Origin of the sequence: Azospirillum thiophilum, from assembly GCF_001305595.1 — a bacterium.
GTDB classification, from domain to species: domain Bacteria; phylum Pseudomonadota; class Alphaproteobacteria; order Azospirillales; family Azospirillaceae; genus Azospirillum; species Azospirillum thiophilum.
Map to the genome: position 1 here is coordinate 691245 of NZ_CP012401.1, position 11401 is coordinate 702645.

Below are 11401 nucleotides of genomic sequence, written 5' to 3' on the forward strand. Positions count from 1 at the left end.
TTCTTCAGCGTTCCCCGGCTGGTTCAGCTTTCCCGGCCGAGGAACATGGCGACGCGGGTGGTGATGTCGTTGGAAATATCCTCCAACGCCCGGTCATAGGCGCTCTGCACCGTCACGATGGCTGCGTAATGCTGTTCCAGCGTGTTGTAGCTGATCATTGAGCGCGAGTTGGACTGGAACACCACCTTGCCGGTCTGGGTGTCGGTCAGACGGTACGGCGCGTTGACCAGAAGCTGGGCGCGCACCGCGGTGGCGTCCTTCTGCAGGGCCAGCTTCTGCTCCGACGCCGACAGGGCGACGTCCAGCCGGTAGCGCGGATTGCCCGGCCGCTGCGACGGATAGAAATTGTCGATCAGCAGGTTGCGGAGCTTCTGTCCCTCCCGGTTGGGGATCGACGCGATGTCGACCTCCATCAGCCGGTCCGACGCCGCGGCCCCGACCCCGCTTCCGCCGTAGAGCGGCTGGAAGCCGCAGCCTGACAGGGACGAGGCCGACAAGCCGAGCGCGAGGGCGAAGAGCCCCCGCGCCAGGGTGCGCCGAAATACGGTCTGGCGGACCGGTCTGGGTTCAGATGACAACATTGATCACCCGGTTCGGGACGACGATGACCTTGCGCGCCGGCTTGCCGTCCATGGCGCGCAGGACGTTGGCATCGGCAAGCGCCGCCTGCTCCGCCGCGTCCTTGTCCATGTCGCGCGGCAGTTCCAGCGTGGCGCGCAGCTTGCCGTTGACCTGGACCGCGACCTTGACGCTGTCCTCCACCACCAGGGCGGGATCGGCGTCGGGCCAGGGCTGGTCGGCCAGCAGGGTGGCGTGGCCCAGCTGCGCCCACAGCTCCTCGCCCAGATGCGGCATCATCGGGCCGAGCAGGCGGACCAGCGACTCGAAGCCCTCGCGCAGCACCCAGGCCTCGCCCTCACCCCTGCCGTCCAGCTCGCCGAGCGCGTTGGACAGCTCGCGGACGCGGGCGACCGCCTTGTTGAAGCGGAACTTGTCGAGATCCTCCGACACGCCGGCGATGGTCTTGTGGACCAGGCGGCGGGCGGCCTCGGCCTTCGGGCCGAACGACTCGGGTCTCGGCGTGCCGGCGGCGGGCAGGTCCACCGGCGCCTCGGTCACCATCCGCCACAGGCGGTTGATGTAGCGCCAGGCGCCGTCGATGCCGGCCTCGGTCCATTCCAGGTCGCGTTCCGGCGGGCTGTCGGACAGCATGAACAGGCGGGCGGCGTCGGCGCCGTAGGTGCCGATGATGTGCGCCGGGTCGACCACGTTCTTCTTGGACTTCGACATCTTCTCGACGCGGCCGACGGTGACCGGCGCGCCGCTGTCGGCGCGGACCCACTCGCCCGCGTCGGTCTTCGTCAGGTCGGTCGGAGCCAGCCAGGCGCCGGTGCCGGAATCCTTGTAGGTCTCGTGGTTGACCATGCCCTGGGTGAACAGGCCGGTGAACGGCTCGTCCAGGTTCAGATAGCCGCAGGTCTTCAGCGCGCGGGTCCAGAAACGGCTGTAGAGCAGGTGCAGGACCGCATGCTCGATGCCGCCGATATACTGGTCGACGCCCAGCCAGTAATCGACCGCCTCGCGGGTGAAGGCCGCATCCTCGGTCTTCGGCGAGCAGAAGCGGGCGAAATACCAGGACGACTCGATGAAGGTATCGAAGGTGTCCGTCTCGCGCAGCGCCGGCTTGCCGCAGGCCGGGCAGCTGGTGTGCTTCCAGGTCGGATGATGGGCCAGCGGGTTGCCGGGCTTGTCGAAGGTCACGTCCTCCGGCAGCACGACCGGCAGCTGGTCGTCCGGAACCGGGACGATGCCACACGACTCGCAATGGACGACCGGGATCGGGCAGCCCCAATAGCGCTGGCGCGACACGCCCCAGTCGCGCAGGCGGTACTGGGTGGTGCGCTCGCCCCGCTCCGCCGCCTCCAGCCGCTTGCCGGCCTCCTCCTTCGCCGACTCGGTGTCGAGCCCGTCGAGAAAGGCGGAGTTCCGCAGCACGCCGGGGCCGGTATAGGCCTCGGTCCCGACCTCGAAGGCCGCCGGATCGGCGTCGGCCGGGATCACCACCGGGCGGACCGGCAGGCCGTATTTGCGGGCGAAGTCCAGGTCGCGCTGGTCATGCGCCGGGCAGGCGAAGATCGCGCCCGTGCCGTAGTCCATCAGCACGAAGTTGGCGACATAGACCGGCAGCTCCCACGACGGGTCGAAGGGATGCACGACCTTGAGGCCGGTGTCGAAGCCGCGCTTCTCCGCCGTCTCGATCGCCTCCTCGCTGGTGCCCAGCCGGTTGCACTCGGCGATGAACTCCGCGAGGTCCGGGTTGCCGGCGGCCAGTTCGGCGGCCAGCGGGTGATTCGGGGAGATCGCGGCGAAGGAGGCGCCGAACAGCGTGTCGGGCCGGGTGGTGAAGACCTCAAGCTCGTCCTCGCGCCCCTTGATGCCGAAGCGGAAACGGACGCCGGTGGACTTGCCGATCCAGTTCTCCTGCATGATGCGGACGCGCTCGGGCCAGCGGTCCAGCGTCTCCAGCCCCTTCAGCAGGTCCTCGGCATAGGCGGTGATCTTCAGGAACCACTGAGACAGCTTGCGCTTCTCCACCAGCGCGCCGGTGCGCCAGCCGCGGCCGTCGATCACCTGCTCGTTGGCGAGAACGGTGTTGTCCACCGGGTCCCAGTTCACCCAGGATTCCTTGCGGTAGGCCAGGCCCGCCTTCAGGAAATCCACGAACATCTTCTGCTCGTGGCGGTAATAGTCCACGTCGCAGGTGGCGATCTCGCGGTCCCAGTCGATGGACAGGCCCATCGTCTTCAGCTGGCCGCGCATGGTCGCGATGTTCTCGCGCGTCCAGGCGGCGGGGTGCACCTTCTTCTCCAGCGCGGCGTTCTCCGCCGGCAGGCCGAAGGCGTCCCAGCCCATCGGATGCAGGACGTTGAAGCCCTTGGCGCGCTTGAAGCGTGCGATCACGTCGCCGATGGTGTAGTTGCGGACATGGCCCATGTGGATGCGCCCCGACGGATAGGGGAACATCTCCAACACATAGTATTTGGGCCGTGAGGCGTCCTCGCGCGCGGTGAAACAGCCGTTGCCGTCCCACACGCCCTGCCACTTCGCCTCGGTTTCCTTGACATTGTAACGCGACATGAGCGCGACGCCGTTTCCGTTGTGCCAGATGCTGGATGCTTGCCCGGCCTCCGGCCGGGTCTGGATGCCTGCCCGGCCTCAGAGGCCGGGAGCGGCCCTGCCGTCAGCGGGTGGCCGCGTTCTGGGCGTTCTGCGAGACGCGGAGCTGGCGGGCGCGGGTCAGCACCGCGTCCTCCAGCGTACCGGCGGTCTCCGGACCGACCGGAACGTCGCGCCAGTCGGCGCCGGTGCGCTGCTGCTTGAACACCGACACCCGGATGCCGTCGGCGCGGAGCTGGCGGTCCATGATGTAGAGGTTGACCTTGAACCGCTCGTTGGCCGAGTCGGGCGGGGTGTACCAGTCGGTCAGGATCACGCCGCCGAACGGATCGGCAGAGGCGATCGGCATGAAGGAGAGCGTGTCGAGCGAGGCGCGCCACAGGAAGCTGTTGACGCCGATGCCGCCGGAAGCGTCCTGGTCGCCGCCGCGCTTGTTCTTGCCGAACAGGTTCATGCCGCCGTCCGTGCCGAGCAGGCTGCCGAACTTGTAGTCCTTGTTCTTCATCTGCTCTTCGACGGTTTCGGTCTTGCCGCCCCAGCTTGCACAGCCGGCGATCGAGACGGAGGCCGCGAGCAGTACAGGGACAAGGCGAAGGGCGGTCGAACGGCGCATGGTCGGTAACCCGGTTCAGAAAAGGAGTTGCCGCGCGCGAGTCACGCGCGGAATGCCGCTGAACAGACCATAAGTGGACGGCCCCACGCAACAGCGGAAGCATCTTCGCCCCGCCTCGCGGCACCGGCTCCGCCGTGCCGGGTTCGACTGTGGCGGCGCCGGATGGGGGGGCTTCTTAGTGTGCTCCGTGCGACACACTGTCCCCCCAATGCAGCAATCACGGAGATTTGCCGCTTGCTGGCAAGGGCGGGGGTGCGTACGAAAGTCTCAGCCAGGACGTCAACCAGGCTGAAACATCTGCTGCCAGGATGGAGGCACCTATTATGAACCGTTATCTGCTGGCCGGCTCCGCCGCCATTGCTCTCGCTCTCGGTGCTGGCGCTGCCAACGCCCAAGCCAAGTTCGATGTGAAGGTCGGCGGCGACGCCTACTTCGAGGGTGGTTACGTCGACCAGGATCTCGACACGGGCCTCCGTTCGACGGAATTCCGCAACCGCATGCGCATCAACATCATCCCGACCGCCAAGGCCGACAACGGCCTGGAGTACGGTGCCCGTCTGCGCATGCGTTCGGTCGGCGGCGCCAACAACGCCCGCACCACCGACAACGACCGCGCCTACATCTTCGCGCAGGGTTCGTTCGGTCAGGTCCGCATGGGCACGCAGAACACCTTCAGCGACGAGACCTACGTCACGGCCCCGCAGGATTACCTGCCGCTCGGCATCTATGACGGCGTGACCGCGTTCCTCGGCTCCAACACCGACATCTCGGGCGGCTTCGCCAGCCTGAATGGCGGCAGCATGCTCGTGCAGTCGCTGGTTCCCGATGGCAACTCGTCGAAGATCGTCTACTTCTCGCCGCGCTTCGCCGGTCTGCAGGTTGGCGCCAGCTACACCCCGCGCAACGACAGCTCGAACACCGACGTGAACCGCACCGATCCGGTCGGCACCGTCGCTGGTCAGTTCGCCACCACCTTCACCGACATGGTCGAAGTCGGCGCCAACTACAGCAACACCTTCGGTGGCGTTGCTCTGAAGGCGAGCGCCGGCTACTTCTGGGGTCAGGCCGTCGATGACGTCACCGCCGGCGGTGTCTCGTCGAACTACAAGGACCTGAACGCCTGGCAGCTCGGTGCGCAGGTCGGCTACGCCGGCTTCAGCGTCGGCGGCAGCTACGTCGATTTCGGCAAGTCGGGCCAGAACGAGCGCGCCGGCTACTTCACCGAGAACAGCCGCAACTGGGTTGTCGGTGTCCAGTACACCACCGGCCCGATCGTTGTCGGCGCCAACTACAAGAACGGCAAGGACGCCGGTTCGCTGCTGTCGCGTGGCGAGCGTGAGCTGCAGGTCTACGAAATCGGTGTCGGCTACACCGTCGCCCCGGGCTTCACCCTGCAGGCCCAGTACGACTACTTCGAGGCCGACAGCGATCAGACGACCGCCGCCGTCGACCGCGACGACAAGGGCAACGTCGTGATCCTCCGTTCGGTCCTGGCGTTCTAATCGGTCTTCCGATAAGGCGTCCGGCAACGGATGGAAAGGGCGGTGGCTTCGGTCACCGCCCTTTCTTTTTGCGCTCAATTTTTGATCCATGTGCCGATTTTTCGCACAGCAAGAGTACCAAAAAAGCAGCACTTTGATTTTTCCGTTTTACTTCAAACACTTACCTATGTGCTTTTGTTGCCACTATGTGGCGGATGAGTGAAAACGTCACAGTTTGCCTCTTGCCGGCCGGAACCGCGCGCGGTTAAGTCAAAGTCACAAAGACAACCGTTCGCACCCCGGTAAGACGGGGCGCACGCAAAAGGATGGACACTCCATGAAGCGTTCCCTGATCATCGGCTGCGCCGCCGTTGCCCTCACCGCCGGCTGCGGTACCGCCTCGGCCCAATCCAAATTCGACGTCCTGGTGGGTGGCGACGTCTTCTTCCAGGGCGCCTATGTCGACCAGGACAACGATAACAGCCTGCGCACGACCGAGTTCGCCAACCGCTTCCGCCTGAACATCACCCCGACGGCGAAGGCCGACAACGGTCTGGAATACGGCGCCCGCCTGCGCCTGCGCTCCGTCACCGCCGCGAACGGCAGCCGCACCACCGACAACGACCGCGCGTACATCTTCGCGAACGGCACCTTCGGTTCGGTGCAGGCCGGCGTGACCAACGGTCCGTCGGACGACTCGGGCGTCATCGGCCCGAACATCGACGGCATCTCGGGCAGCCCGGACGGCTTCTACTCCTCCTTCTACGGCGTCACCACGCTGCCGTACGTGACCGGTGCGCTGCGCACGCTGGAGTCGGGCGACGCCAGCACCAAGATCGTCTACGCGACCCCGAGCTTCGCCGGCCTCAAGCTGACCGCCGCCTACACCCCGACCTACGGCAGCAGCAACACCGACATCAACCGCCGCAAGAACGTCACCTACAACGACATGGGTGAAATCCAGGCCTACTATAAGGGCGCCTTCGGCAGCCTCGGCCTGGAGGCGAGCGCCGCCTACCAGTTCGCCCAGGCTCCGACGGGCTTCGAGGATCTGTCGTCGGTCCACGCCGGCGCCACCGTCACCTACGGCGCCTTCGCCATCGGCGGCAGCTATGCCTTCAGCGGCGACAGCGGCTACGCCAAGGGCCATACCGGCGTCGACGACAACCAGGTCTGGCTCATCGGTGCCCAGTACACCGTGGGTCCGATGATCCTGGCCGCCACCTACACCGATGCCAAGGGTGCCAATGTCGGCACCGGCGCCGCCACCGCCGCCGATTATGCCCGTGCCCGCATCTACCAGGGCGGCGTGACCTACACCGTCGCCCCGGGCCTGACCACCGGCCTCGAATACAGCTTCGTCGACAACAAGTCGGGCGGCGTGGACAACGACGCCAACATCTTCCTGTGGGATACCCGCTTCTCCTTCTAAGGGGCGGTTTCCTGGCAGCAAACGTGAAGGCGGCGGAGCAATTCCGCCGCCTCTTTTTTTGCCGGACGACCAGCGGGGGCACAACCGGCACCGTCACCGTCCGATGCACCACCACCCCTGATCGATTGACCGCCTGGATTGGCCGCCTGCCACCCACTCTGCCAAGATAAACATCAGATCCCGGCTCCCTCCAGCACACTCATCCGAATGGATAAGCCGTTCGATCAGGTGGCGCGGCACGAATGACCCGGCAAATCCTCCAAAAGCAAAGAGTTGCTTCACATCCGAAGCGAAACCATCCGAAAAGCCGTGTTTTTCGCGTCACGCCTTTCCGCCGGTGGCGATTGGCCGTCTGTTTGCCACTTGCTGCCCGATACCCGGCAGGATTAAATCGACGCAAGCAAGGATACAATTCCGCCCCTCTCGACTCCTGGGGCGCAGGCATAAGGATGGACACTCCATGAAGCGTTCCCTCATCATCGGCGGCGCCGCCGTCGCCCTCGCCGCCGGCTGCGGAACCGCCTCGGCCCAGTCCAAGTTCGACATCCTCCTGGGCGGCGACGCGTACTTCCAGGGCGCCTACGTCGACCAGGACAACGACAGCGGCCTGCGCACGACCGAGTTCGCCAACCGCTTCCGTCTGACCCTGACCCCGACGGCGAAGGCCGACAACGGGCTGGAATACGGCGCCCGCCTGCGCCTGCGCTCCGTCACCGCCGCGGGCGGCAGCCGCACCACCGACAATGACCGCGCGTTCATCTTCGTGAACGGCACCTTCGGCACCGTCCAGGCCGGCACCATCAACGGCTTGGCCGACGAATACGGCATCATCGGCCCGAACGTCGAAGGCATCGAAGCGTCGCCGGACGCCCAGTACATCAACTACTACGTGAACGCCGCCGGTGCTCCCTACGTGCTGGGCAGCCTGCGCACGCTGGAGTCGGGCGATGCCAGCAGCAAGATCATCTACCTGACGCCGAGCTTCGCCGGCTTCCAGGTCGGCGCCGCCTACACCCCGACCTACGGCAGCAGCAACACCGACGTGAACCGTCGCAAGAACAGCACCGCCTACCGCGACATGGGCGAAGTCCAGGCCACCTACAAGGCCGAGTTCGGCGGCGTCGGCGTGGAGGCCAGCGCGGCCTACCAGTTCGCCAAGGCGGCCAGCGGGCTCGAGGATCTGTCGTCGGTCCATGTCGGCGCCAATGTGTCCTACGCCAACTTCAAGGTCGGCGGCAGCTACGCCTTCAGCGGCGACAGCGGCTATGCCACCGGCACCACCGGCGTGGACGATCAGCAGATCTGGATCGTCGGCGCGAACTACACGATGGGTCCGGTCATCCTGGCCGCCACCTACACCGACGCCCAGGGCATCGACAGCAACTTCGCAGGCCTGAACTCCCGCGCCCATGTCTGGCAGGCCGGCGTGACCTACACCGTCGCCCCCGGCCTGACCACCGGCCTGGAATACAGCTACCTCGACAACAAGGTCGGCGGCGTGAGCAACGACGCCAACATCGTTCTGTGGGACACCCGCTTCGCTTTCTGAGCGACGGCTTCCTGGCAGCAGACGCGAAGGCGGCGGAGCAATCCGCCGCCTCTTTTTGTTACGGTCACTTCTTCTGAACGGTCTTGGGCGTGGCTTCGGTCTTGGCGGCCTTGTCGACGGTTTCGCACATCATGAACAGCACCGACGTCTCCAGCGGCGTCCACACCAGCAGGAAACGCTTCTTCTCGCGGTCGGCGAGGAAGGCGATGGTCTCGGGATCGGTGACCGCCTTGGGATGGATCTCGCCCAGCAGATAGCCGATGCGGCCGTAATTGGTCATCGTCCCCTGGAAGATATAGTCCAGCCGCTCCTGGTCGTCCTTCGCGATCTCCCAGCCGAACTGTTCCTGCCGCACGCAACGGCGGCCGTACTCGTCCAGGATCCTGTCCATATAGCCGCGATAGGTGCCGTCGTCGGTCAGCGGAAAGGCGGGCTCGCTGAAACGCACCTTGGTCATCGGCGACCCGACCATGAGCTTGGCCTTGGCGGACTTGGCCCCGGGCTTTGCCGGCGCCGGTGCCGCGGCCTTGGGCGCAGGTTTCGCATGCTCTTCGGCGTGGGCGGGAAGGGCGACCGACGCCACGGCAACCAGGCCGGCGGAAAGCAGCCCGGCAGTGAGCAGGCCGGCGGGAGCCGCCTGGGTCAGGGCGGAGAGCAGGGAACGAAACGGACTCCGCATGCGGAGGTCTCCTCGATTTGCAAACGGTGGCGATGCCGGCGCCCGCCGAACCGATGGCCGGTTGCCGGCCGCCAGTGGCCGGTTGCTTGGGGCGCTTGCGTTTCCGCGGATCGTCGGCTAACACGCCGCGGAAGCGCTGTACACCCGCAGCGACCGGATTGGGGGCCGCCATGACGACGACGCAGGGCACTGGCAAGGATACGCGAACCGGCAGCGAATCAGGCGGTTCGGGGGTCGTGGACACGGTGACGGGCCGGCTCGACTCGGTGCGCCGCGCCATCGCCGACACAGCGGCGGCCTGCGGGCGCGGCGCAGGCGCGGTGACGCTGGTGGCGGTGTCGAAGACCCACCCGGCAGAGGCGGTGGAGGAGGCCCTGGCCGCCGGCCAGCGCGTGTTCGGCGAGAACCGCGTGCAGGAGGCCAAGGGCAAGTTTCCGGCCCTGAAGGAGCGGTTCCCCGACCTGGAGCTGCATCTGATCGGGCCGCTGCAGACCAACAAGGTCAAGGACGCGGTCGCCCTGTTCGACGCGATCCAGACGCTGGACCGCCCCAAGCTGGCCGAGGCGCTGGCCGAGGAGATGGCCAGGACCGGCCGCCGCCCGCGCTGCCTGATCGAGGTCAACACCGGCGAGGAGCCGCAGAAGGCCGGCATCGCCCCGGCGGAGGTCGAGGCCTTCCTGGCGGACTGCCGCGACCGGCTCGGGCTGCCCGTCACCGGCCTGATGTGCATCCCGCCGGTGGACGAGGAGCCGGCGATGCACTTCGCCTTGCTGGCGGAGATGGCGCGCCGGCTCGGACTGGCCGAGGTCAGCATGGGCATGAGCGGCGATTACGAGATCGCGGTGCGCTTCGGCGCCACCCATGTGCGGGTCGGCACGGCGATCTTCGGCGCCCGCCCCTACCCCGCTCCCTGACGGACGGCCTCTGACGGGCGGCATCACCCGGCGGCCGGACCGGCGACGCTCAGCGCGCTGCCCGGCCCGCAATCGTTGAGCAGGCGCAGCATGTCGCCGAGCGCCAGCGCGACGCAGCCGGCGGTCGGCGCGCGGTCGGGACGGACGAGGTGGAGGAACACCGCGCTGCCCAGCCCCGGCACGACCGGGTTGTCGTTGTGCCCCATCACCACCACGATGTCGTAGACATGGTCGTCCCGCCACATCTCCTCGTGGCTGGCGGGATAGGGCCTTGTGACCGGGCGGTTGTAGGCGGGATCCCGCGGCTCGTCGCACCAGCCGTCGTCCTCGGCGATCGCCTGCACGGGCAGGCCGGTCTCCGGCACCGGCAGCCGGTCGGCCCGCCACAGCACGCGGCGCAGCGGGAAGCGGCCGACGGGGGTCGCGCCGTCGCCCTCGCGCTTGTCGGCACGCACGCCGCCGCGGCCCAGCACGCAGGGCGCCTCGCCTCCCGGCCAGCGCAGGCGGCCGGTGACGGCTGCGATCCCATCGGCTGCGGTCCCGTCATCCGTGGTCAAGTCATCCGCGGTCACGATGATCTCGACGCTCATCCCGACAGCCGCGTGGTGCTGGCGGCGGCCTGCGCCGCTTTGCGCGACTGCTCGTACTTCGCCAGATTGCGCATCATCGTCTCCGACAGCATGTCGGGCGCGACCGGCAGCGGACCGGCGGCCTCGCCGGACGATGCCTTGGCTGCTGCGGCCGCCGCAGTGCCCGGGGCGCCCGTCGGTGGAGTCCCCGGGGAGGCGCCCGGAGTGCCGTCGGCGGGCGCCGCACCGGCGGCCCGCGCGGCGGCCATCACCGCCCCGGTGGTCGGCGCGACCTGGCGCGGCACGCTGTGCTTGGCAAGCGCGGAACTGGCGAGCGGCGTGTCGCGCGCCGGCATCTTGCCGGGGTGCGGCGCTCCCGTCCCGCCGGCGGCCAGTTGCGCGGCCAGCGCCGGCGGCTCCTGCGCGGCGGCGAGCCGGACCGGCTGGCCGGTCGCCGGCGCAGGCGGCTGGAGGCTGGTCGGCCTGGCGGCGGCCAGCGCCGCGGCGAGCCCGCCTGCGGGCGGAGGTCCGGCAGGGGCCTGGGCGGATGCCGCAGCGGACGTCGCAGCGGACGCGGCCGGCCCTCCCGGGGCGTCCGCCACGGCGATGGAATCGGCGGGCTGGTCGCCGCTCCCGAAGCCGAGCGAGGCCATGACCTTGTCCCCGATGTCCGTGCCGGTCCCCTCCTCGATCACCGCATTGGCGATGGAGGCCATGCCGCCCACCACGCCGCCATAGAGCATGTCGCCCATGACCCGCATGGACGGCTGGATGGTGTCGCCGGTGATCTCGCGATAGACGGTGCTGACGATCGGGATGTGCTGCAGCGGATTGATGACGTCGAGAAAATCCCAGAAGGACATCTCGCCGCGGATTTCGACCGGGCCGCCGTTGTGGCCGTCATTGATGACCGGCGACGCCTTTTCACGCGGCGCCATACGTTGGACGGCGCTGCTGTCGATGGTGGTGGCGTCGATGGCCATGGGC

The 11401-nt window shown here is 67.6% G+C and carries 10 protein-coding genes; 4 read left to right on the top strand and 6 right to left on the bottom strand.

Features of this window, described 5'->3' with window-relative positions; genetic code table 11:
• Positions 1 to 23: 23 nt before the first annotated feature.
• From AL072_RS03095 to AL072_RS03105, 3 genes are all read right to left on the bottom strand, one after another.
• A complete protein-coding gene (locus AL072_RS03095) occupies positions 24 to 497 on the bottom strand; it encodes an LPS assembly lipoprotein LptE (protein ID WP_245636734.1) in 474 nt (157 codons plus the stop codon).
• A 70-nt stretch (positions 498 to 567) separates the two neighbouring features.
• A complete protein-coding gene (gene leuS / locus AL072_RS03100) occupies positions 568 to 3138 on the bottom strand; it encodes a leucine--tRNA ligase (protein WP_045581558.1) in 2571 nt (856 codons plus the stop codon).
• A 103-nt stretch (positions 3139 to 3241) separates the two neighbouring features.
• Positions 3242 to 3790: a DUF3576 domain-containing protein gene (locus AL072_RS03105; RefSeq protein ID WP_045581557.1), complete on the bottom strand. Its 549-nt coding sequence runs from the start codon at positions 3788 to 3790 to the stop codon at positions 3242 to 3244.
• Between the two features lie 323 nt (positions 3791 to 4113).
• On the opposite strand from AL072_RS03105, the gene AL072_RS03110 reads away from it, so the two are divergent.
• The 3 genes from AL072_RS03110 to AL072_RS03120 all read left to right on the top strand — a co-directional run bounded on the left by AL072_RS03110 (position 4114) and on the right by AL072_RS03120 (position 8252).
• On the top strand, positions 4114 to 5292 hold the full coding sequence (locus tag AL072_RS03110; RefSeq protein WP_045581556.1) for a porin: 1179 nt from the start codon (positions 4114 to 4116) through the stop codon (positions 5290 to 5292).
• A 316-nt stretch (positions 5293 to 5608) separates the two neighbouring features.
• Complete coding sequence (locus AL072_RS03115; protein WP_045581555.1) at positions 5609 to 6703, top strand: porin; 1095 nt, start codon at positions 5609 to 5611, stop codon at positions 6701 to 6703.
• A gap of 460 nt (positions 6704 to 7163) precedes the next feature.
• Positions 7164 to 8252 (top strand): porin, encoded by a 1089-nt coding sequence (locus tag AL072_RS03120; protein WP_045581554.1) that lies wholly within the window; start codon positions 7164 to 7166, stop codon positions 8250 to 8252.
• A gap of 64 nt (positions 8253 to 8316) precedes the next feature.
• Here AL072_RS03120 and AL072_RS03125 read toward each other — a convergent pair whose 3' ends face one another.
• Positions 8317 to 8931: a hypothetical protein gene (locus AL072_RS03125; protein WP_045581553.1), complete on the bottom strand. Its 615-nt coding sequence runs from the start codon at positions 8929 to 8931 to the stop codon at positions 8317 to 8319.
• 170 nt (positions 8932 to 9101) lie between these two features.
• Between AL072_RS03125 and AL072_RS03130 the strand changes: the two genes are divergently transcribed.
• Complete coding sequence (locus AL072_RS03130) at positions 9102 to 9845, top strand: YggS family pyridoxal phosphate-dependent enzyme (RefSeq protein ID WP_245636735.1); 744 nt, start codon at positions 9102 to 9104, stop codon at positions 9843 to 9845.
• Positions 9846 to 9868: 23 nt separating this feature from the next.
• On the opposite strand, the gene AL072_RS03135 is transcribed toward AL072_RS03130, so the two are convergent.
• Both AL072_RS03135 and AL072_RS03140 read right to left on the bottom strand, forming a co-directional pair.
• Entirely contained in the window at positions 9869 to 10435 is a 567-nt protein-coding gene (locus AL072_RS03135) for a L,D-transpeptidase family protein (RefSeq protein ID WP_082108879.1), read from the bottom strand.
• Complete coding sequence (locus AL072_RS03140; RefSeq protein WP_045581552.1) at positions 10432 to 11397, bottom strand: hypothetical protein; 966 nt, start codon at positions 11395 to 11397, stop codon at positions 10432 to 10434. The genes AL072_RS03135 and AL072_RS03140 overlap by 4 nt, the downstream gene beginning before the upstream one ends.
• Positions 11398 to 11401 lie beyond the last annotated feature (4 nt).

Coding starts and splice junctions, on each gene's coding strand:
- leuS (WP_045581558.1), bottom strand. CDS start 3,138: ATGTCGCGTTACAATGTCAAGGAAACCGAGGCGAAGTGGCAGGGCGTG.
- AL072_RS03105 (WP_045581557.1), bottom strand. CDS start 3,790: ATGCGCCGTTCGACCGCCCTTCGCCTTGTCCCTGTACTGCTCGCGGCC.
- AL072_RS03110 (WP_045581556.1), top strand. CDS start 4,114: ATGAACCGTTATCTGCTGGCCGGCTCCGCCGCCATTGCTCTCGCTCTC.
- AL072_RS03115 (WP_045581555.1), top strand. CDS start 5,609: ATGAAGCGTTCCCTGATCATCGGCTGCGCCGCCGTTGCCCTCACCGCC.
- AL072_RS03120 (WP_045581554.1), top strand. CDS start 7,164: ATGAAGCGTTCCCTCATCATCGGCGGCGCCGCCGTCGCCCTCGCCGCC.
- AL072_RS03125 (WP_045581553.1), bottom strand. CDS start 8,931: ATGCGGAGTCCGTTTCGTTCCCTGCTCTCCGCCCTGACCCAGGCGGCT.
- AL072_RS03130 (WP_245636735.1), top strand. CDS start 9,102: ATGACGACGACGCAGGGCACTGGCAAGGATACGCGAACCGGCAGCGAA.
- AL072_RS03135 (WP_082108879.1), bottom strand. CDS start 10,435: ATGAGCGTCGAGATCATCGTGACCGCGGATGACTTGACCACGGATGAC.
- AL072_RS03140 (WP_045581552.1), bottom strand. CDS start 11,397: ATGGCCATCGACGCCACCACCATCGACAGCAGCGCCGTCCAACGTATG.